The sequence below is a fragment of the Pseudomonas sp. UM16 genome (assembly GCF_050312595.1).
In the GTDB taxonomy this organism is placed as follows: domain Bacteria; phylum Pseudomonadota; class Gammaproteobacteria; order Pseudomonadales; family Pseudomonadaceae; genus Aquipseudomonas.
The window spans coordinates 33,079-56,514 of sequence record NZ_JBNPJT010000008.1 but is presented as its reverse complement, the minus strand read 5'-3'; the positions used below and the strand labels follow the sequence as shown (position 1 = coordinate 56,514).

Annotated in this window: 19 protein-coding genes, 1 tRNA gene and 1 pseudogene; 6 read left to right on the top strand and 15 right to left on the bottom strand. The window is 59.7% G+C overall.

The features are described 5' to 3' along the window. The first annotated feature begins 6 nt into the window (after window positions 1-6). Together ACQRAX_RS11140 and ACQRAX_RS11135 are read left to right on the top strand one after the other, a co-directional pair. Window positions 7-519, top strand: coding sequence for a DUF3299 domain-containing protein (locus ACQRAX_RS11140; protein ID WP_412040165.1), 513 nt, complete (start codon window positions 7-9; stop codon window positions 517-519). Between the two features lie 110 nt (window positions 520-629). Continuing rightward, on the top strand, window positions 630-1,313 hold the full coding sequence (locus ACQRAX_RS11135; protein WP_045182522.1) for an OmpW/AlkL family protein: 684 nt from the start codon (window positions 630-632) through the stop codon (window positions 1,311-1,313). A 50-nt stretch (window positions 1,314-1,363) separates the two neighbouring features. Here ACQRAX_RS11135 and ACQRAX_RS11130 read toward each other — a convergent pair whose 3' ends face one another. Next, entirely contained in the window at window positions 1,364-2,296 is a 933-nt protein-coding gene (locus ACQRAX_RS11130) for an NAD-dependent epimerase/dehydratase family protein (protein WP_412040164.1), read from the bottom strand. Continuing rightward, on the bottom strand, window positions 2,289-3,173 hold the full coding sequence (locus tag ACQRAX_RS11125; RefSeq protein ID WP_412040163.1) for a sugar nucleotide-binding protein: 885 nt from the start codon (window positions 3,171-3,173) through the stop codon (window positions 2,289-2,291). The genes ACQRAX_RS11130 and ACQRAX_RS11125 overlap by 8 nt, the downstream gene beginning before the upstream one ends. 329 nt (window positions 3,174-3,502) lie before the next feature. On the opposite strand from ACQRAX_RS11125, the pseudogene ACQRAX_RS11120 reads away from it, so the two are divergent. The 3 genes and pseudogenes from ACQRAX_RS11120 to ACQRAX_RS11110 all read left to right on the top strand — a co-directional run. After that, window positions 3,503-3,756 (top strand): annotated as a pseudogene (locus tag ACQRAX_RS11120) (hypothetical protein); the annotation flags it as partial. A gap of 17 nt (window positions 3,757-3,773) precedes the next feature. Further along, window positions 3,774-4,568 (top strand): TSUP family transporter, encoded by a 795-nt coding sequence (locus ACQRAX_RS11115; protein WP_412040162.1) that lies wholly within the window; start codon window positions 3,774-3,776, stop codon window positions 4,566-4,568. Window positions 4,569-4,577: 9 nt separating this feature from the next. Beyond that, window positions 4,578-5,423, top strand: a complete 846-nt coding sequence (locus ACQRAX_RS11110) for an alpha/beta hydrolase (RefSeq protein ID WP_412040161.1) — start codon at window positions 4,578-4,580, stop codon at window positions 5,421-5,423. A 30-nt stretch (window positions 5,424-5,453) separates the two neighbouring features. On the opposite strand, the gene ACQRAX_RS11105 is transcribed toward ACQRAX_RS11110, so the two are convergent. From ACQRAX_RS11105 to ACQRAX_RS11065, 9 genes are all read right to left on the bottom strand, one after another. After that, window positions 5,454-5,549: transfer RNA gene (locus ACQRAX_RS11105), tRNA-Sec, on the bottom strand. Between the two features lie 5 nt (window positions 5,550-5,554). Continuing rightward, window positions 5,555-7,474, bottom strand: coding sequence for a selenocysteine-specific translation elongation factor (selB, locus tag ACQRAX_RS11100; protein WP_412040324.1), 1,920 nt, complete (start codon window positions 7,472-7,474; stop codon window positions 5,555-5,557). Beyond that, on the bottom strand, window positions 7,471-8,901 hold the full coding sequence (gene selA, locus ACQRAX_RS11095; protein ID WP_412040160.1) for an L-seryl-tRNA(Sec) selenium transferase: 1,431 nt from the start codon (window positions 8,899-8,901) through the stop codon (window positions 7,471-7,473). Before selA ends, selB begins: the two co-directional genes overlap by 4 nt. 81 nt (window positions 8,902-8,982) lie before the next feature. Next, window positions 8,983-9,909: a formate dehydrogenase accessory protein FdhE gene (gene fdhE / locus ACQRAX_RS11090; protein ID WP_412040159.1), complete on the bottom strand. Its 927-nt coding sequence runs from the start codon at window positions 9,907-9,909 to the stop codon at window positions 8,983-8,985. Window positions 9,910-9,913: 4 nt separating this feature from the next. After that, complete coding sequence (locus tag ACQRAX_RS11085) at window positions 9,914-10,567, bottom strand: formate dehydrogenase subunit gamma (RefSeq protein ID WP_412040158.1); 654 nt, start codon at window positions 10,565-10,567, stop codon at window positions 9,914-9,916. After that, complete coding sequence (fdxH, locus tag ACQRAX_RS11080; protein ID WP_412040157.1) at window positions 10,564-11,514, bottom strand: formate dehydrogenase subunit beta; 951 nt, start codon at window positions 11,512-11,514, stop codon at window positions 10,564-10,566. Before fdxH ends, ACQRAX_RS11085 begins: the two co-directional genes overlap by 4 nt. Next, window positions 11,514-14,579: a formate dehydrogenase-N subunit alpha gene (gene fdnG / locus ACQRAX_RS11075; protein ID WP_412040156.1), complete on the bottom strand. Its 3,066-nt coding sequence runs from the start codon at window positions 14,577-14,579 to the stop codon at window positions 11,514-11,516. The genes fdxH and fdnG overlap by 1 nt, the downstream gene beginning before the upstream one ends. 210 nt (window positions 14,580-14,789) lie before the next feature. Further along, the gene (locus tag ACQRAX_RS11070) at window positions 14,790-15,305 is read right to left on the bottom strand and encodes a single-stranded DNA-binding protein (protein WP_412040155.1); all 516 of its coding nucleotides are present in this window, start codon (window positions 15,303-15,305) and stop codon (window positions 14,790-14,792) included. Between the two features lie 9 nt (window positions 15,306-15,314). Continuing rightward, window positions 15,315-16,709: an MFS transporter gene (locus ACQRAX_RS11065; RefSeq protein ID WP_412040154.1), complete on the bottom strand. Its 1,395-nt coding sequence runs from the start codon at window positions 16,707-16,709 to the stop codon at window positions 15,315-15,317. A gap of 129 nt (window positions 16,710-16,838) precedes the next feature. On the opposite strand from ACQRAX_RS11065, the gene uvrA reads away from it, so the two are divergent. Beyond that, entirely contained in the window at window positions 16,839-19,673 is a 2,835-nt protein-coding gene (uvrA, locus tag ACQRAX_RS11060) for an excinuclease ABC subunit UvrA (protein ID WP_412040153.1), read from the top strand. Between the two features lie 62 nt (window positions 19,674-19,735). Here the strand turns inward: uvrA and bfr are convergent, their stop codons facing one another. The 4 genes from bfr to ACQRAX_RS11040 form a co-directional block, all read right to left on the bottom strand. After that, window positions 19,736-20,200 (bottom strand): bacterioferritin, encoded by a 465-nt coding sequence (bfr, locus tag ACQRAX_RS11055; RefSeq protein WP_412040152.1) that lies wholly within the window; start codon window positions 20,198-20,200, stop codon window positions 19,736-19,738. A gap of 155 nt (window positions 20,201-20,355) precedes the next feature. Next, entirely contained in the window at window positions 20,356-21,804 is a 1,449-nt protein-coding gene (locus tag ACQRAX_RS11050) for a catalase (protein WP_412040151.1), read from the bottom strand. A 188-nt stretch (window positions 21,805-21,992) separates the two neighbouring features. Then, on the bottom strand, window positions 21,993-22,379 hold the full coding sequence (rplQ, locus tag ACQRAX_RS11045; RefSeq protein WP_002555463.1) for a 50S ribosomal protein L17: 387 nt from the start codon (window positions 22,377-22,379) through the stop codon (window positions 21,993-21,995). Window positions 22,380-22,421: 42 nt separating this feature from the next. After that, complete coding sequence (locus ACQRAX_RS11040) at window positions 22,422-23,423, bottom strand: DNA-directed RNA polymerase subunit alpha (protein WP_003186012.1); 1,002 nt, start codon at window positions 23,421-23,423, stop codon at window positions 22,422-22,424. Window positions 23,424-23,436: the final 13 nt, after the last annotated feature.

Here is a 23,436-nt window from a genome sequence, read left to right as displayed (position 1 = left end):
ACTCAGATGTCACGCGTTTTGCTATTGATGCTGCTGGTAGCCACGCCGTTGTGGGCGCAGGAACCACGCACCCTGGAGTGGCCACAACTGATTCCTCCAGACGCACCTGTGATTCGCCCGCAATTGGTGCCGATGCATGATCTCTCGCAGTTGAGCGACGCCCTGGCCGCCGAGTCGGCCCCCGCTGCCCACCAGCAAGTGCCGAACGCCCCGGTGGTCAAGGCCCTGAATGGCCAGCAGGTCAAGTTGCCGGGCTACATCGTGCCACTGGAAGTCAGTGAAGAAGGTCGCACCACGGAGTTCCTCCTGGTGCCCTACTACGGTGCCTGCATCCATGTGCCACCGCCACCGTCGAACCAGATTGTGCATATCGTCAGTGAGATGGGTGTCAGGGTTGAGGACCTCTATCAACCCTACTGGATCGAAGGTCGGATGCAGGTAAAGAACATCAGCAGCGAACTGGCCGACGCCGGTTACCAAATGGAAGCCGAGAAAATCTACGCCTATGAGCTAGAGTAAACAGCTTTGAATAGTGCCTTTGACGCTTTCATTGAGCTGGGTCAAATCGCCAAATCAGCGGCTCCTTACCATTGGAGGCACTTAACTCTAAACGTCCTCTGGGAGCTTCCATGAACAAGTCCTTGCTCAGCGCCTCGCTTTTCGCCTTGGCGCTCGCAGCCCCTGTTGCCCACGCCCACCAGGCTGGCGACATCATCGTGCGTGCCGGCGCAATCACTGTTAATCCCAACGAGGAAAGCAGTGACATCAAGCTCGACGGCACCAAGGTGTCCGGTACCAAGGCGACTCTGGATAGCGATACCCAACTGGGCCTGACCTTCGCCTACATGCTGACCGACCACATCGGTCTGGAGCTGCTGGCCGCCACGCCGTTCCACCACACTGTCGGCGTCAAGGGCCTCGGCCCTGGCCTGGATGGCAAACTGGGCGACATCAAGCAACTGCCACCGACCCTGTCGCTGCAGTACTACCCGATGGAACCAAGCTCGAAGTTCCAGCCGTATGCCGGTATCGGTCTGAACTACACCATGTTCTTTGACGAAGATCTGGACAGCAACCGCAAGGCTCAGGGCTTCAGCAACCTGAAAGTCAAAGACTCGTTCGGTCTGGCCGGTCAGTTGGGCATGGACTACATGATCACCGACCACTTCCTGGTCAACGCCGCCGTCTGGTACATCGACATCGACACCAAGGCCACCATGGACGGCCCGACCGCTCTGGGCGTCGGCAAGACCAAGGTCGACGTAGATGTCGATCCATGGGTCTACATGGTCGGTGTAGGTTACAAGTTCTAAGGCTGCGGGGCCTCGGAAAGAAAAAAGCGGCGATTAAATCGCCGCTTTTTTTATTCTTTGCCGAGCAATCGGGCCAGGCCAACGGCCAACGGTGTCGGCTGCGGGAGCTCAAATCGCGCCAGCAGCCGCTGGTTGTTCGCCCGTGAGTGGCGAATATCGCCAGAGCGCGCAGGCCCGTGACTGATCGCCGGTAACTCGCCCAATACTGATTTGAGCGCGTCCAGCAACTGATTCAGTGAAGTCGCCTGGTTCAGGCCGATGTTGATTGCCCCCTCTTCAACTTCCCGCAACTCCAGCGCCTGTACCATTACCGCGACCAGATCGGCGATGTAGAGAAAATCACGGGTCTGCTCGCCATCACCGAACAGCGTGATGGGGGTACCGCTCAAGGCGCGCTCGCAGAAAATGCTGATCACCCCGGAATACGGCGAAGACGGATCCTGGCGTGGCCCGAAGATGTTGAAGAAGCGGAACACCACCGGCTCCAGACCATGCTGGCGACGATAGAAGTCCAGGTATTGCTCACTGGCCAGCTTGTCCACGGCATAGGGCGTGAGAGGCGCTTTGGGTGCATTTTCCTCGACCGCCAGGCCTTCGCCGTTGTTGCCATAGACGGCCGCGCTGGAGGCAAACAGCACCCGCTTGATGCCATTGAGGCGCATGGCTTCGCAGACATTCAAGGTGCCAATGAAGTTGCTCTGGTGAGTTTTCACCGGGTCATCCACCGAGGCCTGCACCGAGGCAACGGCGGCCAGGTGCACAACCGCCTGGCATCCCGCAGCGGCTCGCTTGACCAGTTCAGCGTCGGCGACATCGCCTTCGATCAGCTCAAGCCTGGGGTTGGCCATTTGCAGATTGGCGGCTTTGCCAGTGGACAGATCATCGAGAATCCGTACCGCGCAGCCTTTTTCCAGCAATGCATCGCTCAAGTGAGAGCCGATGAAACCGGCACCGCCGGTGATCAGAATTGGAGCATCAGCCATGACGATAGAATCGATCCAGTAGAGGTGGCAAACCCGAGCGCCAGGCGCGGGGCTTGATACCGAAGGTGTGCAGGATTTTCTTGCAGGCCAGCACTGCATGTTGCGGTTCTTCGCTGGCATCCGGGCGCGCGGCGTGGGCCTGCGCGGTCGGTGCGGTAACCGCCAGTTTGTGCAGCTGCGCCGCCTCACTGAGGATAGCCTGACCGAGCGCCAGTGGCGTGGTGGCTTCGTTACCGGCGTAGTGATAAGTGCCCCACAGTGGCGCAGCGCAATCGAGTTGCTTGAGCACTGAGAGAATCACCCGCGCGGCGTCGTCTACCGGGGTTGGATTGCCGCGGCGGTCGTCGGCCAGCAGCAGTTCCTGAGGCTGTTCGGCGCGGGTCAGAAAGCGCCCGAGTACGCCATCGATGCTCTCATCGAGTAACCAGCCAAAGCGCAGCATCACATGCTGCGGACAGGTCGCCCGGACGCTCTGCTCGATCCGCCAGAGTGCCTGGCCACGCTGGCCGAGCGGCACCGGCTCATCCTTCTCGCTGTAGGCGGTGGCACGTGAGCCATCGAAGACCCGATAGCTCGACGGCTGGATCAGAATGATGTTGTGGTGCTGACACAGTTCAGCCAGACGCTCTACCGCACGCTCCTGCTGGGCCAAACGCTTTTCGCTGACCGACTCGGCCTGGAACCAGTCAAAGTAATAGGCCAGATTCACCAGGGCGTCAGGGCGGGTGTCGTCCAGCAACTGGGTCAGGCTGGCCGGATCCCAGCCATGCTCTGGCGGACGCGGTGCCAGAAAGCCGATATCTTCCTCGGCCCCGAGGCGAATCAGCGCTTGCCCAAGGGCATTTCCACCACCCAACAGCATCAGGCGCATTCGCATAGAGTCAGCAGGTCCGATCAGATTGATTGAGGGAAAGGGTTCATTTTGCTTTTTCCGGCTGGGGAAGTCCAACGCTGGCCTGCCAAAGCACTGCTTGCGCCTGGTGTTCAAGCATTTCTACTTCCAAGCGTGCCATTTAGGAATCTACCTATAGCGCATACGGAATCATCTGACTGCCCTAAATAGATTTTACCGAGTTGAATGACGGGTTCATCCATTCGCCGACTGCCAGGCCCTCCGCACGGGCATCCGGTCGACACGGATTTCCCTATAAGATCAACAACAAGGAATGTTTGCTCATGCAGGATTCGGACGTTGCGCACCTGAGTTTCGATCTCGACCAAGCCCATGCCAGTGAAGCAGCGGCCAGCGCATTCGATCGATTTCAGGCGCTGGTGAACGAAACCGCGCCCCTGCGCTTTGTGCTGCAACCAGACTGTGCCCTGCTGATAAACAACAGCCGCGCACTGCACGCCCGAGACCCCTCAAAGACAATCGACGCCTGCTGATACGCCTGTTCGGCTACTCCCGCTTCGCCCAACCGATTGTGATCACACAAGACCCGCTATTGGTTCGTGGCTGACACCGGAGACCGCCCTAATGCTGGAAATCGATATCACTTTGTTACTGACCCTGGCCAGCGTGGCCCTGATGGCTGGCTTTTTCGACGCCATTGCCGGTGGAGGTGGCCTGATCACCTTACCCGTCCTGTTCGTCGCCGGCATTGACCCCTTGGCGGCAATCGCGACCAACAAGTTCCAGGCCGCTTCAGCCACCGTGTCAGCCACCTATGCCTTCACCCGTAAAGGCATGATCGACTGGACGAGCGGCTTGCCCATGGCCGCCATGTCGTTCGCGGGTGGCGCCTTGGGAGCTTTGTCTGTGAGCCTGGTGCCAAAGGCACTTCTTCAGGCCAGTGTGCCGGTGCTGCTGATTCTGGTAGCCGCCTACTTCGCCTTCAGCCCCAAACAGGACGATCACCAGCGTAAAGCGAAGGTCACCATCAGCCTGTTTTGCCTGGCTGTGGCGCCCGTAATTGGCTTCTACGATGGCGTATTCGGCCCCGGCGTCGGCTCGTTCTTCATGCTTGCCTGTGTCATTTTGCTCGGCCAGCCCTTGCTGCAAGCGGTATGTAATAGCAAGCTACTGAACGCGGCCTGCAACCTCGGTGCGCTGTCGGTGTTTTCCCTGAGTGGCGCAATAGTCTGGCCGCTTGCACTGGCGATGGCCGGCGCGGCTTTTGTAGGCGCGCAATTGGGCGCGCGCTGCGCCGTGCATTTCGGTCCTAGACTGATCAAGCCGTTGCTGGTTTGCGTCTGTTGCATCATGGCGCTCAAGCTATTGCTCAGTGCAGACAATCCGCTCGGCGAATGGCTGCATCATCAGTTCCTTTAGGCGGTGTTCATGCAACTCGACACGGATTCGACCCAACGTTCTGCCTGGCAATACGATGAGCCCAGCCCTGGGGTAGAGCGGTTCATCACCGAAACGTTCGACACTTATCAGCAACAGGCCCGATTGCTAATACCCGATGAGGAGCGTGCGCCACCGCTGTTCGTCGTGGGTGGCGCGCAATCGGATTTCACCCGGCTCAACCCCCTGCTCTACCGCCTACAGGCACTGGGTATCGGTTCGCTGACCGCCAATCTGTCAGGGCACAGCCTGGCCAGCGAACCCGGTGCACGCGAACCGTCTCTGACCACCAACCGTGAAGAAGCACTGCGCTTTCACCGGCATATCGCACCGCGTTGCCAAACCGTGATTGGTCATAGCCTGGGCGCTGCAATTGCCTTGAAGCTGGTGGCGCAGCAAACGGCTGTGGATAAGTTGATTCTGATCTGCCCGGCGGTCTACCCGGACAGCGCCCACAACGCACCCTTTGGTCCGGCCTTCAAATCGGCGATCAGCAAACCTTATGGTTTTCTGGACTGCGACAGTTTTGAGTTTCTGCGCCAGTTCCCAGGCCGTGTTTTGCTGGTAGTGGGTGAGTTCGATGGACTCAACTCCGAGCATCACGGCCAAGGTGCCGGTACTTCAGCCGGCACCCTGTGGCTGGCGGGAGCACAGCGCTATAGCCCGATCCCCGAAGAGGTCACTCGCAGCTTGTTGAAATCGGTGCCGCCACCGCACCTGGAGTGCTTGCTGCTCGCAAACTGCGACCACGGCATTGCGGCGCATTTGCGTACCACACCCGTGGTGGCGGATCAGGTGGCGCAGACGGTGGCGCAATTCATCCTGGCCGACAGCTGATCGCACAGGCGAGGTGAAAGCAGGAGAAAATGGCGGAAGGCAGCGGGAGTCGAACCTGCCCGGGAACGGCTGCCGCCCCCAACCGGGTTTGAAGCCCGGCCGCGCCACCGGGCGCGATTGCCTTCCAAGAATCACTCGCCTGGCGATTGTGCCAAGGCGTTGTCGGCTCGAATTTGACGCCGGTCACCCATGCGTCGAGTCAGGCCGATACGATCAAAGTACTCCAGCACTTGGACGCTGCGCTTGCGACCGATCCCCAGCACATCACGAAAGGCAGCCACTTGTACCACCGGATCGTCGCTGGCCAGCTGCAACAGCATAGCTGCCATTTGTCGGATTGTGGCCTGAGGATAGAACAGATCACGCACCACCTGGTGCACCTGCCCTAATCGCGCCAGCTTGCGCAGCAAAAGACGAACCTGTGACTCCTCTTGGGTAACGACTTTGGCCAGGTCGCGCACCCACGGAGGGTCAAATTGCCCTTGCTCAAGCAGCGGCTGTAATTGCAGCCACAGCGCTGCATCGGCATCGCTCAGGCGAATCTGATGTTCGGGTAGATGTAGCCAGGGGCCGTTGCCAACCACGGCGCCACTGGCGAGCAACTCATCGAGCAGGCTGATAAACGCCGGACGCTCCAGCGCCAAGGCGACAAACCGACGCAGCCGGTCCCGATCCGGCCCGAGCTGGTCCGGTTCCTGCTGATGAAACAGCGCCAGCTGTGCCAGTACTGCCTGCTTCAACGCCTGCCATCGTGCGACGGTGAACAGCAGCGGCCCCTGACGGGTGGCGATCACCTGCACATCGGCGGGTAATTTCCAACTGCTGCGCAGACGATTGAACTGGCGCTCCAAACGCGGTGGATCGAGACCTAGTTCGTCATTGGCCAGCAGCGGCGGCAAGGCCTGTTCCAGGCTATCGACACTGGCCAGCGCCTGCAACTGCGCCAGGCGCGCCGCGCTGCGCCGCTGTCGCGCCGGAGGATAGGGATCCAGCACCCGGCCACCGCCGAGGGTCCGCTGGGCACTGTGGTCACGCAGGACCAGGCGATCGCCATGCACTGCCTGCAGCGGCGCGTTGAGTTGCAACTGGGCAAACATGCGGCCACCGGGAAGCAGCAGTTCTCCCTGCAGCAAGGCCACCCGCGCACTGACATCCTGAGTGCCCAAATGCACATGGACTGGGCTGAAATGGGTGAAGCTGCGGATTTCACTGGCCAGTAATTGCAGCTCGATATCCACCCTCTGCGTCGGCCCGTACAACCATTCAGCGAGCAACCAGTCACCGCGATGAATCTGCGCCAGCTCCAGGCGCTCGGCGCTGATATTCAACGCCACCCGTTGACCCGCCCAGGCTTCGGCTACCCGCTGGTTCTGCGCATGCAGGCCGCGTACCCGCACCGGCTTTCCAGCCCTGCCCAGCGCCAATGTATCGCCCAGTTGCACCTGCCCATCGAGCGCGGTACCGGTGACCACAATGCCGGCGCCCGTCACCGCGAAGGCACGGTCGATAGCCAGACGAAAGCCACCTCGGCGACTGCGTTCGCGGACCACACGCTGAGCCTCGATCAAGGCTTGGCGCAGGGCATCGACACCTTCGCCAGTGACACTGGACAGCGGAAATTGCGCAGCATCGGCATAGGGCCCAGCCGCCAGCAAGATGCTGACTTGTGCTTGAACCTCACGGACCCGGCTCGGCTCGACACGGTCGCATTTGCTGATGGCCACCAACGCCTGGGGAATACCCAGCAGTTGCACAATGGCCAAGTGTTCGCGAGTTTGCGGCATTACCCCGTCGTCGGCAGCGACCACCAGCAGCACCAAGTCGATGCCCTGGGCCCCGGCCAGCATGTTGTGGATAAACCGCTCGTGGCCGGGCACGTCGATAAACCCGGTCAAGGGCGCTCCCACCTGCAGGCTCGCATAGCGATAGCCAAGGTCGATGGTCATGCCGCGCTCACGCTCTTCGCGGCGATGATCGCCCGCCTGGCCGGTCAGGGCTTCGAGCAACGACGTTTTGCCATGGTCGATGTGTCCTGCGGTGCCGACGATCACCTCGGTGCCTGCGTCAGGTGCAAGTCCGGCAATTGCGCCAGCCACCCTGCCTCATCATCCAACTGGCGCAAGTCGAGCCACAGGGCGTCATCATCGATGCGTCCGAGCACCGGGATCGGCAGTGCGCGCAAGGCCTCCTCCAGGCCACGCAAGCTACGCCCGCGTAGGCGCTTGGACAATTGCGGGCGCAGGCACAAGGCTGCACTGGGCAGACGCGCCACCGGCTGGCTGCCGCTACCAATCATGCTCAGGGCCGGCACCGCGGCGACATCCCAGTCGGCGCCCAAAAGCTGCCCCAGCTCCGGCGCCAGGCGCTGAGCCTGGGCCAGAATCTCGGCCCCGGGGCGGGTCAACAAACGCAGACTGGGCAGCCGTTCGGCCAGCAGGTCGGGGTTGCGGTAAAGGCCCAAGACGGCTTCTAAAGCGGCGAGCGTCAGCTTGTCGACCCTGAGTGCACGCTTGAGTGGGTTCTTCTTGATCTTCGCGATCAATTCTTTGCGCCCGACGATAATGCCGGCCTGCGGGCCGCCGAGCAATTTGTCGCCACTGAAGGTGACAATATCCGCACCGTCAGTCAGTGCTTGCCTAACCGTAGGTTCGGCAGGCAGCCCCCAGCGCGTGAGGTCCAGCAAACTGCCGCTGCCCAGGTCCTCCAGCAACGGTAGGCCGTGCTGGTGGGCCAACTGTGCAAGCTGTGCAGTAGCAACCTGAGTGGTGAAACCCTGAATGCTGTAGTTGCTGCAGTGCACCCGCATCAGCAGGCCGCTGCGCGGGCCGATGGCTGCTTCATAGTCGCGGGCGTGGGTACGGTTGGTGGTGCCTACCTCATGCAGCTTGACCCCGGCCCTGGCCATGATGTCCGGTATGCGAAAAGCACCGCCGATCTCGATCAGTTCGCCACGGGAGATGATGCCTTCCTTGCGCGCGCCCAGGCTATTGAGCGCCAGCAACACCGCCGCGGCGTTGTTATTGACCACCGTCACCGCTTCGGCACCGGTCAATTCGCGGATCAGCCCTTCAATCAGGTCATCGCGGTCACCCCGCTTGCCGGTGGCCAGGTCAAACTCGAGGTTCAACGGGTAACGGGCAGCCATTTGCACGGCATCAATGGCTTCCTCAGGCAGCAGCGCCCGCCCCAGATTGGTATGCAGCACCGTGCCGGTAAGGTTGAACACCCGCCGCACCTGGCTGCGGTGCTGGGCAACAAGGCGTTCACCGGCGCGGCCGACCAGCACCGCAGGTGCCAGCTCGGCAGCGTCCAGCTGGCCTTGGCGAGTGGGTTCACGTAGATCATCGAGCAACTGACGCAGTGAGGCCAGCACGGCTTCACGGCCGTAGCGGTCGATCAGCGGCTGGCAAGCAGGATGACGCAGTAGGGTATCGATAGAAGGCAGGCGTGCAGGAAGAGCAGTGACATTCGCAGGCATTCAAAAACTCCAGCCAGTTCCACTGTGGGGGCCGGTATTGCCAGCTCCCACCCCACAAAAATCTCAGTGTAGACGTTGAACTCACTCTCCTCCCGGCGCCAGCATCAGGTTCGGCGCCAGTCGCTGATAGCCTTCTTGGTCCAGACGCAGGTCCAAGGCCAGGCTCGCCAGATCCGCCGATAACGCCTCAGCCTCGGCATCACATTCCAGGTAGATTTGTTTCAGATAACTTTTGCACCCCGGACAGCACTCCGCACGCAATGGCTCCTTGCCAGCAGCATGGCGATCATCTTCGATATTGAAATAGGTAAGCCCCTTGCTCTGTTCGCAATAGACGCATTTGACTCGCACCACATGCCACTCACAAGCACACAACGAACACACCAGATAGCGCAGGCCGTTGTACTTGCCACGATGACGGATTACTCCAGCCATTGCCGGCGAACCACAGCCCGGACACTGACAGAGGTTGTCGCCAGCCTTGAGTTCAGTGTTCGGCAGGCTCAGCAGCCAATGACTCCAGGCCGCCTGCAAGGCCGCCCCGAGAAACGGCACCAGGGCTGCTGGCACCGCGCTGAACTGCCCGGTGAGCAAGGCGATGCCCCAGAGCTTGCGCTGTTCGGCACTGGCATCACGTAAGGTGCTCACGGCAGCACCCAGCTCGGCGCTGGCAGGTACGTGATAACGCTGCAACAACGCATCCAGATAAGCCAGCCAATGCCCTTCGCGCACCAGGCTGTCAGCGGCCAGTGGCGGCAAGCCGTGCTCCAGGCACAGGCGCTGACGCTCAGTTTCGGCAGGTGCTGGCACAGGTGGTTGATCGAGCAGACTTTGCTGGATACGACACAGGCTGGCAATCAAGCGCAGGTAATCACCCAGCGCATTGCCCTCGGCGAGGCTGTCCAGCCGCGCCGCGCGCAAGGCGAACAGGTTGGCGGGTGGCAGGTAGAGAAACGGCGGCGTGCTGGCCGCCGCTTCGATCTGCCCAGGTTCAAGAATGGTGCTCAAGTGTTCATCCTTTTTTGCCTATCTGCGAGTCCGGCGGATCTTCGCGGGTTACTTCCCGATACCAGAGCTCATGGTGCTTCTTCGCCCAGGCACGACTGACCCAACCATGCAACATCGCGCTGACCGAACCCCTGATCCAGATCCCGGCGTAGATGTGCACGATGATGCTCAATACCAGCACAAAGGCCGCCAGGGCGTGCAGCAGGGTTGCCAGGCGAATCGAACCGATATCGAAGTACTGGCTGAACCAGGCCCGCCAGATCACTACACCGCTGAACAACAGTACCAGCATGCACAGCAGCAAGGTCCAGAACAGCAGCTTCTGCCCGGGGTTGTACTTGCCGATGGGGGGGACGCCCTCCTCTTCGTTGCGCATTACCCGGTCAATGCGTCGTAGCCACAAGCGATCATTGCCGCTGATGAAGTTGGCACGCCAGAAACGAAACACCAGGCCGAGGAAAAACACGAACATCGCCAGGCCCAGGAACGGATGCAGGATCCGTGTCCAGGGCCCGCCACCGAACAGGTGGCTGAGCCAGAACAGTGCTGGATGAAACAGCGCCAGCCCCGACAATCCGGCAACGATGAACAGAATCGCCACTATCCAGTGATTGGTCCGTTCATTGGCGTTGTAGCGCTGGATGGGTTTGTCGTTCATGGCCGTTCCTCCCCTTGCGCACCCGGCTTGTTCGGGTCGAACACATGCACGGTCGGGTCCACCACATGCACACTGGTGTCCGGTGCGCTCGGGTGCTCGTCCTCCTCGACCCGGTTCGGACCGATGCGCACATAGTGGAAGAACCCAGCGAGTACCGCCGCGCCCATGGCCAGCAACGCCAGCGGTTTGCTCACGCCTTTCCACAGCCCTACCAATGGGCTGATCACCGGCTGGTCCGGCAGACCGGCGTACAGTTTGGGTTGATCGGCGTGGTGCAGTACGTACATCACATGGGTGCCACCGACCCCATCCGGGTCATACAACCCGGCGTTGTCGAAACCGCGCGACTTGAGGTCGACGATGCGTTCGGCAGCGTGCTCTTTCATGTCCTCCTTGGTGCCGAACACAATCGCCCCGGTGGGGCAGGTCTTCACACAAGCGGGCTCGAGCCCCACCGCGACACGGTCGGAACACAGGGTGCACTTGTAGGCTTTGTGGTCCTTCTGCGAAATCCGCGGAATGTTGAACGGGCAACCGGTAATGCAATAGCCACAACCGATGCAGTGGTCCTGGTTGAAGTCGACGATGCCGTTGGCATGTTTGATGATCGCACCCGGGCTCGGGCAGGCCTTCAGGCAGCCAGGGTCGGCGCAGTGCATGCAGCCATCCTTGCGGATCAGCCACTCCAGGTTGCCGTCGGTGTTTTCATGCTCGGTAAAGCGCATCAAGGTCCAGGTTTCTGCGCTCAGGTCATGTGGGTTGTCGTAAGTGCCATAGCTGTGGCCCACCTCGTCACGTAGCTCGTTCCACTCCGAACAAGCCACCTGACAGGCCTTACAGCCGATGCACTTGGTGGTGTCGATCAGCTTGGCCACCTCCTCCTGATGGCGGATCGACGGCGGCGGTGTGGTGGTGGCCGAACGGGCAATGATGTCTTGGCTAGCCATCAGATTTTCTCCACGTTGACCAGGAACGACTTCGATTCCGGCGTTTGGGTATTGCCGTCACCGAGGAACGGCACCAGGGTGTTGGTCAGGTAGCCGTGCCGGGTCACCCCGGTAAAGCCCCAGTGCAGCGGAATGCCAATCTGGTGCACGGTCTGGTTGTGGACCTGCAGCGGGCGAATACGCTTGGTCACCACTGCCACAGCCTCGATATGCCCGCGCTTGCAGGTGACGCGCACCCGGTCGCCAGCAGCAATGCCTTTTTCTTTGGCCAGCACCTCGCCAATTTCGACAAACTGCTCCGGCTGGGTCACGGCATTGATCGGACAGTGTTTGGTCCAGAAGTGGAAGTGCTCGGTCAACCGGTACGTGGTGGCAGCGTAAGGGAAGTCCTTGGCTTGCCCCAACGTGTCCCAGACCGAATCAAACACCCGCCCCGCCGGGTTACTGGTTGCGTTCTTGTTGTTCGGATGCAGCGGGTTGACGCCAATCGGGGTTTCGAACGGTTCGTAATGCTCCGGGAACGGTCCTTCGGCCATTTTGTCGAGGGCAAAGAAACGCGCAACGCCCTCAGGATTCATGATGAACGGATTCATCCCGGCTTCCGGCGGCACGTCGACCTTGAAGTCCGGCACGTCGGTGCCGCCCCAGGTTTTACCGTTCCACCACACCAGGCGCTTGTCCGGCGACCAGGGTTTGCCTTGCACGTCCGCCGAAGCCCGGTTGTAGAGAATCCGCCGGTTAGCCGGCCAGGCCCAGGCCCAACCGAGGTTCTGCTTCATGCCGAACGGGTCGGCGTTGTCGCGCCGGGCCATCTGGTTGCCCTGCTCGGTCCAGCTGCCACAGAAGATCCAGCACCCAGAGGCGGTACTGCCATCGTCCTTGAGCTGAGCGAAACCAGCCAACTGCTGCCCGGCTTTGATCGTCGCCCCGCTGGCGTCGGTGACATCTGCCACGGCGTAACCGTTGAACTCCTTGGCGATTTCTTCCGGGGTCGGCTCGTGGGCCACCTTGTACGGCCAGCTGAGCTTGAGGATCGACTCGGCCCAGGCGCCGCCGTCACGCTGATAACGCTCGCGCAGGCGCAAGAACAGCGCACTCATGATCCACACGTCGGTGCGCGCCTGACCTGGGCCTTCCGCGCCCTTCCAGTGCCACTGCAACCAACGACTGCTGTTGACCAGCGAGCCGTCTTCTTCGGCAAAGCAGGTGGTGGGCAGACGGATGACTTCGGTTTGCACGTTCGTCGAATCGACATCGTTGTACGGCCCGGCATTACGCCAGAACTCCGACGTCTCGGTGGCCAGCGGGTCCATCACCACCAGCCACTTGAGCTTGCTCAGCGCAGCGGTGACTCGGTTCTTGTCGGGCAAGGCGGCAATCGGGTTGAAGCCTTGGCAGAAATAACCGTTGACCTGCTCCTTGGCCATCATGTCGAACATCTTCAACACGTCGTAACCGGGGATATCCAGCTTCGGCAGGTAGTCGAAGGCCCAGTTGTTCTCCGCCGTGGCATTGGCGCCATACCAGGCCTTCATCAGGCTGACATGGAACTTGCCGTAGTTCTGCCAGTAGGACATCTGCCCCGGCCGCAGCGGCTTGGAGGCGCGCTTGGCGATGTAGGCGTTGTAGTCCTGCTCGCCATCCGCCGGTAAGGTCAGGTAGCCCGGCAGCAAGTTGGACAACAACCCGAGGTCCGTCAGCCCCTGAATGTTGGAGTGACCGCGCAACGCGTTAACCCCGCCACCCGGCATGCCGACGTTGCCCAGCAGTAATTGGACCATCGCCGCACTGCGGATGATCTGCGAGCCGATCGAGTGCTGGGTCCAGCCCAAGGCATAGAGAATCGTCATGGTCTTGCCCGGTTTCGAGCAGGTGGCGATCTCTTCCCAGACCTTACGCATGCTGTCCACCGGCATGCCACAGATCTGGCTGGCCAACTCCGGCGTGTAGCGGCTGTAGTGCTGCTTCATCAGCTGGAACACGCAACGCGGATCTTGCAGGGTCGGGTCGACCTTGGCAAAACCGTCTTCACCGATTTCATAGCTCCAACCGGACTTATCGGTGTAATTGCGCTTGGCTGCGTCGTAGCCGCTGAACAGGCCGTCCTCGAAGCTGTAGCCCTGTTTGACGATGAACGACACGTCGGTGTAATTGCGCACGTACTCGTGCTGAATCTGGTCAGTGCTGATCAGGTAATTGATCAAGCCGCCCATGAAGGCGATATCGGTGCCGGTACGAATTGGCGCGTAATAATCGGCCACCGAAGCGGTTCGGGTAAAACGCGGGTCGACCACGATCAGCCGGGCCTTGTTATGGGCTTTGGCCTCGGTTACCCATTTGAAGCCACACGGATGGGCTTCTGCAGCGTTGCCACCCATCACCAGGATCAGATTCGCGTTAGCGATATCGGTCCAGTGGTTGGTCATGGCACCACGGCCGTACGTCGGGGCAAGACTTGCCACCGTCGGGCCATGTCAGACACGTGCTTGGTTATCAAACCCCAGCATGCCAAGACTGCGAATAACCTTATGGGTCATGTAGCCGGCTTCGTTGGACGAAGCCGAGGCGGCCAGAAAGCCTACACTCAGCCAGCGATTGACTGTCTGGCCTTGGGCGTTCTTCTCAATGAAGTTAGCGTCGCGATCGGCCTTCATCAGATCGGCAATACGATCCAGCGCCTCATCCCAGGACACCCGGGTCCATTCCTTACTACCTGGCTTGCGCACTTGTGGGTACTGCAGGCGGTTAGGGCTGTGGATAAAGTCGAGCAGGCCGGCGCCTTTCGGGCACAGGGTGCCGCGGTTCACCGGGTGGTCGGCGTCGCCTTCGATATGGATGATGTTTTGCGCAACGTTCTTGGCCGCATCACCCTGGCTGTACATGATCAAGCCGCAGCCGACGGAGCAATAAGGACAGGTGTTACGGGCTTCTTTGGTATGCGCCAGCTTGAAGTGACGCACCTGCTCGGCGAAGGCCGGTGTCGGGGCCATGCCCAACGCAGCCAGGCTCGAGCCTCCAAGGCCGATAGCGGCGACCTTGAAGAACTGCCGACGGTTGAGATCCATCGTGCACTCCTGATCAGGTGGTGGACGCGCGGGACGTTGCCGGCGTCTCTTGAACGATCACGGTGGTGACGTTTATAGCAGTCACCAGTTGATACTGTAGTCAAGATTCAGGTTGGTGGTGGTGAAAGCAGTGTAATCGCTGCGGCAGGTCAACAAAAAAGGCCTGTAGCGCAAGCTACAGGCCTTTACGATCAGACACTGGGGTGTCTATCAGAACGGAATATCGTCATCAAAGCTGTCGAAATCCGGAGCTGGCTGCGGTGCGGCCTGCTGAGGCGCCGGACGCTGCTGCGGAGCCGACTGCTGTGGACGCGGAGCCTGCTGGCGTGGCGCCTGGTTGTAGTTGTTGCCGCCCTGCGGCTGCGAGCCATCCTGGTTCTGTGGACGGCCGCCAAGCAGCTGCATGGTGCCCTGCATGTCGACGATGATTTCGGTGGTGTAACGCTTGATGCCGTCTTTTTCCCACTCGCGGGTCTGCAGCTTGCCTTCAATGTAAACCTGCGAACCTTTACGCAGGTACTCACCGGCGATCTCGGCAACCTTGCCGAACATCGACACGCGGTGCCACTCGGTGCGCTCGACCTTCTGGCCAGTTTGCTTGTCGGTCCACTGCTCGCTGGTAGCCAGGCTCAGGTTGGTCACAGCGTTACCGTTGGGCAGGTAGCGGACTTCGGGATCCTGACCGCAAGTACCGACCAGAATGACTTTGTTAACCCCACGGGCCATAACGTTCTCCTAGGCTTCGCACGCTGAGGAGGCTGGGTTTACCAGGCGCTCCAGGGTCGTGCGATCCAAAATTTGTGTATCAAGTTTGATATAGATGGCGGCTTCATCGGCCACCACCACTGCGTCGGTCACACCCGGTACGGCCAACAACCGTTCGGTCAGCCCTGCTTCGCGGACCGCCTCGGCCGACAACGGCATGCGCAGGCTGGTCACGTACGGCGGCTCACGCATGCTCAAGGCAACGATCCACCACACTGCACACAACGCCGCGCAGCCCAGGAATACGGTGCTCAGGCCACCGTGCTGGAACAACCAGCCACCGAGAATTCCTCCCAACGCGGCACCAAGGAACTGACTGGTGGAATACACCCCCATGGCCGTGCCCTTGCCACCGGCGGGCGACACCTTGCTCACCAGCGAAGGCAAGGATGCCTCCAGCAGGTTGAAGGCTGTAAAGAATATCACGGTGCCGATCACCAGTTCGTGCAAGTTGTCAGCCGACAGCCAGAAGAACAGCTCGGTCAACATCAATACACTGACCGCGCCCAGCAGGACACGTTTCATCTTGCGCTTTTTTTCGCCGTAAATAATGAACGGGATCATTGCAAAAAATGAGACCAGCAAGGCGGTCAGGTACACCCACCAATGCTCTTCCTTGGGCAGGCCGCCCCGCTCGACCAATGCCAGCGGCAAGGCGACGAAGCTGGCCATGAGGATCGCATGCAGAACGAAGATGCCGACGTCCAGGCGCAGCAGGTCGGGATGACGCAAAGTCGGTCCCAGAGCTTGCTTGGCCACGCCCGACTCGCGGTGTTGCAAGGCACCGTGCGACGCCGGCACGACAAAGGCAACCAGGGCAATGCCGACCACAGCCAAACCGGCCGTGGCCATGAACAGCCCGGACAGGCCGAAGGCACGGGTCAGCAACGGCCCGACCACCATGGCCACAGCAAACGACAAACCGATGCTCATGCCAATCATGGCCATGGCTTTGGTTCGGTGTTGTTCGCGAGTCAGGTCCGATAGCAGTGCCATCACCGCCGCCGAAATCGCCCCGGCACCTTGCAGGATACGTCCGGCAATTACCCCCCAAATCGAATCGGCCTGGGATGCAAGCACGCTGCCCAGGGCAAAGATCACCAAGCCCAGGTAAATAACCGGACGCCGGCCAATTCGGTCGGAAATAACCCCAAACGGAATTTGCAGGAATGCCTGAGTTAGGCCATAGGCACCAATGGCCAGGCCAATCAGCGCCGGGGTGGCGCCCGCCAGGTCCATGCCATAGGTCGCCAGTACCGGCAGGACCATGAACATGCCCAGCATACGGAAGGCGAACACCAGGGCCAGGCCGCCTGCGGCGCGGGTTTCGCTGCCGCTCATGCGTTCGCTGTGGGTATCGTGCATGGATAAACCTCGTGTGAACCGGCGGCGATTCTACCAGTCCCATCGCGTAACGGCATATACGTGACGCTTTGCCGCGTAATGGCCCAGAGCCGTATACTCATCCGTTTATGCCCGCCAAGCGAGGCCGCAGTGGACAAGATTCTGATTCGTGGGGCACGGACCCACAACTTGAAGAACATCGACCTGACCCTGCCCCGGGACAAGTTGATCGTGATCACCGGCCTGTCCGGTTCCGGCAAGTCGTCGCTGGCTTTCGACACCCTATACGCCGAAGGCCAGCGCCGCTATGTCGAATCGTTGTCGGCCTATGCCCGGCAGTTTCTTTCGATGATGGAAAAGCCTGACGTCGATACCATCGAAGGTCTGTCACCAGCCATTTCCATCGAGCAGAAATCGACCTCGCACAACCCGCGTTCGACTGTCGGGACTATCACCGAGATCTACGACTACCTGCGCCTGCTCTACGCTCGCGTCGGTACGCCACGCTGTCCGGATCACGATATCCCGCTGGAAGCCCAAACCGTCAGCCAAATGGTTGATCTGGTATTGGCCCAGCCTGAGGGCAGCAAACTGATGCTGCTGGCGCCGGTGATTCGCGAGCGCAAGGGTGAACACCTGGCGGTCTTTGATGAACTGCGCGCCCAAGGCTTTGTCCGTGCACGGGTCAACGGCAAGCTGTGCGAACTTGATGAACTGCCCAAGCTGGATAAACAGAAGAAGCACACCATCGAAGTTGTGGTCGACCGCTTCAAGGTCCGTGAAGATCTCCAGCAGCGTCTGGCCGAGTCCTTCGAGACGGCGCTGAAGCTCGCCGACGGTATCGCGCTGGTGGCGACGATGGATGACGAGCCGTTCGAAGAGATGATCTTCTCCGCGCGCTTTGCCTGCCCGATCTGCGGCCACGCCATTAGTGAGCTGGAACCCAAGCTGTTTTCCTTCAACAACCCGGCAGGTGCTTGTCCGACCTGCGACGGGCTGGGAGTCAAACAATTTTTCGATACCAAACGCCTGGTCAACAGTGAACTGACCCTGGCCGAAGGTGCGATTCGCGGCTGGGACCGGCGTAATGTCTATTACTTCCAGATGCTCGGCTCGCTCGCCGCGCACTATGACTTCAGCCTAGAAGTACCCTTTGGTGAGCTGCCGGCCGAACAGCAGAAAGTCATCCTCCACGGCAGCGGCAAGCAGAACGTCGACTTCAAGTACCTCAACGACCGGGGCGACATCGTTAAGCGCTCGCACCCGTTCGAAGGTATCGTGCCGAATCTGGAGCGCCGCTACCGCGAGACCGAATCGGCTACCGTGCGCGAAGAATTGGCAAAGTTCCTCAGCACCCAGCCCTGCCCGGATTGCCGCGGCACACGCTTGCGTCGTGAAGCACGCCACGTCTGGGTCGGCGAAAAGACCTTGCCGGCGGTTACCAACCTGCCTATTGGTGATGCCAGTAGTTACTTTGGCGGTCTGAAGCTGACAGGTCGTCGCGGCGAAATTGCCGACAAAATTCTCAAGGAAATTTGCGAGCGCCTGCAGTTTCTGGTCAATGTCGGTCTGGATTACCTGACCCTCGACCGCAGCGCCGACACTCTCTCCGGCGGTGAAGCGCAGCGCATCCGCCTGGCCAGCCAGATCGGTGCTGGCCTGGTTGGGGTGATGTACATCCTCGATGAGCCATCGATCGGCCTGCACCAGCGCGACAACGACCGCCTGCTTGGCACCCTTAACCACCTGCGCGATATCGGCAATACGGTAATCGTCGTCGAGCATGACGAAGATGCAATACGTATGGCCGACTATGTCGTGGACATCGGTCCAGGTGCCGGTGTGCATGGCGGGCAAATCGTCGCCGAAGGCTCGCCAGCCGAGGTCATGAACCATCCAGACTCACTGACCGGCAAGTACTTGTCCGGACGGGTGAAGATTGCCGTGCCGAGCAAACGCACCCCACGTAACAAGAAGCTCTCGCTCAAGCTCAAGGGCGCGCGAGGCAATAACCTGCAAAATGTCGACCTGGAAATCCCGATCGGTCTGCTGACTTGCGTAACCGGTGTTTCCGGGTCGGGCAAATCGACCTTGATCAACAGTACTCTGTTCCCTTTGAGTGCGACCGCCCTCAACGGCGCCAGCACCCTGGAAGCGGCACCCCACGACAGCTGTGACGGCCTGCAGCACCTGGACAAGGTGGTCGACATCGACCAAAGCCCAATCGGCCGCACTCCGCGCTCGAACCCAGCAACCTACACCGGATTGTTCACACCGATCCGTGAGCTGTTCTCTGGCGTGCCCGAATCGCGTTCGCGCGGCTATGGCCCGGGGCGTTTCTCGTTCAACGTCAAAGGCGGACGCTGCGAAGCTTGTCAGGGCGACGGTTTGATCAAGGTGGAGATGCACTTTCTGCCGGACATCTACGTGCCCTGCGACGTGTGCAAGAGCAAGCGCTATAACCGCGAAACCCTGGAGATCAAATACAAGGGCAAGAATATCCACGAGGTCCTGGAAATGACCATCGAGGAAGCTCGTGAGTTCTTCGACGCGGTGCCGGCCCTGGCGCGTAAGCTGCAAACCCTGATGGATGTCGGCCTGTCCTACATCAAGCTGGGGCAGTCGGCGACCACGCTCTCTGGTGGCGAAGCGCAGCGGGTCAAGCTTTCTCGTGAGCTGTCCAAGCGCGATACCGGCAAAACCCTGTACATCCTCGACGAGCCGACCACGGGCCTGCATTTCGCCGATATCCAGCAGCTGCTTGATGTTCTGCACCGCCTGCGCGACCACGGCAACACGGTGGTGGTGATCGAGCACAATTTGGATGTGATCAAGACCGCCGACTGGATTGTCGACCTTGGCCCCGAAGGCGGCTCAAAGGGCGGCCAGATCATCGCCTTCGGCACGCCGGAAGAAGTGGCTGAGATGAAGCAATCGCATACCGGGCATTACCTCAAACCGCTGCTGTTGCGCGACCGCGCCTAGTCTGTTGCTTCCAGCAGACAACAAAAGCCCCGCACTGGCGGGGCTTTTTTCGTTCTGGGATATTACATCTGCGATTGCAGGTAATTCTCCAGACCAATGGACTTGATCAGTCCCTGCTGCTTTTCCAGCCAATAGGTGTGATCTTCTTCAGTGTCGGCCAACTGCACACGCAGGATATCGCGGCTGATGTAATCCTTGTGCAGCTCGCACAGCTCGATGCCTTTGCACAGTGCGGCACGCACTTTGTACTCCAGGCGCAAGTCGGCAGCGATCATATCCGGGACTGTTGCGCCCACGTCCAGATCGTCCGCGCGCATACGTGGCGTACCTTCGAGCATGAGGATACGACGCATCAGGGCATCGGCGTGTTGGGTCTCTTCTTCCATCTCGTGGTTGATGCGTTCGTAGAGCTTGCTCAAGCCCCAGTCTTCGTACATCCGCGAGTGGATGAAATATTGGTCACGTGCCGCCAGTTCGCCCGTCAGCAACGTGTTGAGATAATCGATTACGTCCGGGTGACCTTGCATCGCCCTGCCTCTCCCTGTGTGAAAGTCATAGTTTGAACCAGGATCAGTGGAAGGTCACTTGAAATTGGGCAAAAAAATGCAAAAAAGTCGGTAAACGGTAGTGATATTCATTGAAAAACCGCCCAAATGAGGGCGGTTCTTCTTATCATTTCGACTTAGGCGAGATTTATGCCCAAAGCCTTGGCAATCCCTTCTCCATAGACCGGATCGGCCTTGAAGAAGTGCTGCAACTGACGCTGAACCACATCATCGGATACCCCGGCCATCGCACCGGCAATGTTGCTGATCAGCAGCGCTTTTTGCTCGGTGCTCATCAAGCGGAACAGCGCGCCGGCGTGACTGTAGTAGTCGGTATCCTCGCGGTGATCGTAACGATCAGCCACACCATTGAGGGTCAAGGCCGGCTCAGCGTATTGCGGTGCCTGTTTAGGCGCGTTGGCGTAGCTATTCGGCTCGTAGTTCGGCGCCGCGCCACCGTTGCTGCCAAACGCCATGGCGCCGTCACGCTGGTAGCTGTTCACCGGGCTGCGTGGGGCGTTCACCGGTAATTGCTGGTGGTTGGTACCGACGCGGTAGCGATGAGCGTCTGCATAAGCGAACACGCGACCCTGGAGCATACGGTCCGGAGACAAGCCTACGCCTGGAACCATGTTGCTCGGCCCAAAAGCGGCCTGCTCGACTTCAGCGAAGTAGTTGAGCGGATTGCGGTTCAGCTCCAGCTCACCGATTTCAATGAGCGGGTAATCCTTCTGCGACCAGGTTTTGGTCACGTCGAAGGGGTTTTCGTCGCGGCTATTGGCTTCTTCTACGCTCATGACCTGGATGCATACCGCCCACTTCGGGAAGTCGCCGCGTTCAATGGCCTCAAATAGGTCGCGTTGAGCGTAGTCAGGGTCAGTACCGGCCAGGCGAGCAGCGTCGGCCGGTGCCAGGTTCTTGATGCCCTGCTTGGTCTTGAAGTGCCACTTGACCCAGGTGCGTTGACCTTCGGCGTTGATCAGGCTGTACGTGTGGCTGCCAAAGCCGTGCATGTGACGGTAACCGTCTGGAATACCCCGATCAGAGAACAGGATGGTGACTTGGTGTAGTGCTTCAGGCGAATGCGACCAGAAGTCCCACATCATTTGCGCGCTTTTCAGGTTACTTTGCGGCAAACGCTTCTGAGTGTGGATAAAGTCTGGGAATTTGAGCGGGTCACGGATGAAGAATACCGGGGTGTTGTTACCAACAATGTCCCAGTTACCCTCTTCGGTGTAGAACTTGAGGGCAAAACCACGCGGATCGCGCTCGGTATCAGCCGAACCACGCTCGCCCCCCACCGTGGAGAAGCGCAGGAAGGTCTCGGTCTGCTTGCCGACAGTGCCGAACAACTTGGCGCAGCTGTATTGGCTGATATCGCGGGTTACCGTAAAGGTGCCATAGGCACCCGAGCCCTTGGCATGCACACGGCGCTCAGGGATGTTCTCGCGGTTGAAGTGCGCGAGCTTCTCGATCAGATGGAAGTCATCCAACAACAGCGGGCCACGCGGGCCTGCCGAACGCGAATTCTGGTTATCAGCGACCGGTGCACCGCTGGCGGTGGTCAGTGTTTTGGTCTGGCTCATGTGCTATCTCCCTTTCGGTCTCGAACTGCGTCGGTCTCAAACTGCCGGCTAATCGGCTTTGGATGAGTATCGACCAGAACTGTGACAGCAACAAATTCATTACATGACTTGGATCAATAGATTGTTTCAATACGTACAGGCACAAAAAACCGGGCACTTGGCCCGGTTTTTTGTTTCAGACTGTCGCCTTACTCAGCAGCTTCTACCGAGCCACCGACAGGACGATCAACCAGCTCGACGTACGCCATAGGTGCGTTATCGCCAGCGCGGAAGCCGCACTTGAGGATACGCAGGTAGCCGCCCTGACGGGTGGCATAGCGCTTGCCCAGATCGTTGAACAGCTTACCGACGATTTCTTTCGAACGGGTACGGTCGAAAGCCAGACGACGGTTAGCTACGCTGTCTTCCTTGGCCAGGGTGATCAGCGGCTCGGCAACGCGGCGCAGTTCCTTGGCTTTTGGCAGGGTAGTTTTGATCAGCTCGTGCTCGAACAGCGACACCGCCATGTTCTGGAACATAGCCTTGCGGTGAGAGCTGGTACGGCTCAGGTGACGTCCACTTTTACGATGACGCATGATTCATTCCTTACCAAACACTACGTTCGGTGATTACGACGATCAGGCAGTCGCCTTGTCGTCTTTCTTAAGACTTGCAGGCGGCCAGTTGTCGAGGCGCATGCCGAGGGACAGACCACGGGAGGCCAGAACGTCCTTGATTTCAGTCAGGGACTTCTTGCCCAGGTTCGGAGTCTTCAACAGTTCTACTTCGGTGCGCTGAATCAGATCGCCGATGTAGTAAATGTTCTCCGCCTTAAGGCAGTTGGCCGAACGCACGGTCAATTCCAGATCGTCAACCGGACGAAGCAGGATCGGATCGATCTCGTCTTCCTGTTCGACTACCACAGGTTCGCTGTCACCTTTGAGGTCGACGAACGCAGCCAGCTGCTGTTGCAGGATGGTTGCAGCACGACGGATAGCCTCTTCAGGATCCAGGGTACCGTTGGTTTCCAGATCAATAACCAGCTTGTCCAGGTTGGTACGCTGTTCGACACGGGCGTTTTCCACCACGTATGCGATACGGCGAACCGGGCTGAACGAAGAGTCGAGCTGCAAGCGACCAATGCTGCGGCTTTCGTCTTCATCGCTCTGACGCGAATCGGCCGGCTCATAACCACGACCACGAGCTACGGTGAGCTTCATGTTCAGGGCGCCGTTAGACGCCAGGTTAGCGATTACGTGATCGGGGTTAACGATCTCGACATCATGATCCAGCTGAATATCGGCAGCGGTAACCACCCCCGAACCCTTCTTCGACAAGGTCAGCGTAACTTCGTCACGACCGTGCAGTTTGATAGCCAGGCCTTTCAGGTTCAACAGGATTTCAATGACATCTTCCTGTACACCTTCGATTGCCGAGTACTCATGGAGTACACCGTCAATCTCGGCCTCGACCACTGCACAGCCAGGCATAGAGGACAACAGGATGCGGCGCAGCGCGTTGCCCAGGGTATGGCCAAAGCCACGCTCGAGAGGCTCGAGCGTGATTTTAGCGCGGGTTGGACTGACGACCTGCACATCGATGTGGCGGGGCGTCAGGAACTCATTTACCGAAATCTGCATGGATGCACCTATT

What these genes read in the sequence shown, in the direction of transcription:
- ACQRAX_RS11130 (WP_412040164.1), bottom strand. Translation starts at nt 2,296, where the DNA reads ATGGCTGATGCTCCAATTCTGATCACCGGCGGTGCCGGTTTCATCGGC.
- ACQRAX_RS11125 (WP_412040163.1), bottom strand. Translation starts at nt 3,173, where the DNA reads ATGCGAATGCGCCTGATGCTGTTGGGTGGTGGAAATGCCCTTGGGCAA.
- rplQ (WP_002555463.1), bottom strand. Translation starts at nt 22,379, where the DNA reads ATGCGTCATCGTAAAAGTGGACGTCACCTGAGCCGTACCAGCTCTCAC.
- bfr (WP_412040152.1), bottom strand. Translation starts at nt 20,200, where the DNA reads ATGCAAGGTCACCCGGACGTAATCGATTATCTCAACACGTTGCTGACG.
- ACQRAX_RS11040 (WP_003186012.1), bottom strand. Translation starts at nt 23,423, where the DNA reads ATGCAGATTTCGGTAAATGAGTTCCTGACGCCCCGCCACATCGATGTG.
- ACQRAX_RS11110 (WP_412040161.1), top strand. Translation starts at nt 4,578, where the DNA reads ATGCAACTCGACACGGATTCGACCCAACGTTCTGCCTGGCAATACGAT.
- fdxH (WP_412040157.1), bottom strand. Translation starts at nt 11,514, where the DNA reads ATGGCTAGCCAAGACATCATTGCCCGTTCGGCCACCACCACACCGCCG.
- ACQRAX_RS11085 (WP_412040158.1), bottom strand. Translation starts at nt 10,567, where the DNA reads ATGAACGACAAACCCATCCAGCGCTACAACGCCAATGAACGGACCAAT.
- ACQRAX_RS11140 (WP_412040165.1), top strand. Translation starts at nt 7, where the DNA reads ATGTCACGCGTTTTGCTATTGATGCTGCTGGTAGCCACGCCGTTGTGG.
- ACQRAX_RS11135 (WP_045182522.1), top strand. Translation starts at nt 630, where the DNA reads ATGAACAAGTCCTTGCTCAGCGCCTCGCTTTTCGCCTTGGCGCTCGCA.
- selA (WP_412040160.1), bottom strand. Translation starts at nt 8,901, where the DNA reads ATGCCTGCGAATGTCACTGCTCTTCCTGCACGCCTGCCTTCTATCGAT.
- ACQRAX_RS11115 (WP_412040162.1), top strand. Translation starts at nt 3,774, where the DNA reads ATGCTGGAAATCGATATCACTTTGTTACTGACCCTGGCCAGCGTGGCC.
- ACQRAX_RS11070 (WP_412040155.1), bottom strand. Translation starts at nt 15,305, where the DNA reads ATGGCCCGTGGGGTTAACAAAGTCATTCTGGTCGGTACTTGCGGTCAG.
- ACQRAX_RS11050 (WP_412040151.1), bottom strand. Translation starts at nt 21,804, where the DNA reads ATGAGCCAGACCAAAACACTGACCACCGCCAGCGGTGCACCGGTCGCT.
- ACQRAX_RS11065 (WP_412040154.1), bottom strand. Translation starts at nt 16,709, where the DNA reads ATGCACGATACCCACAGCGAACGCATGAGCGGCAGCGAAACCCGCGCC.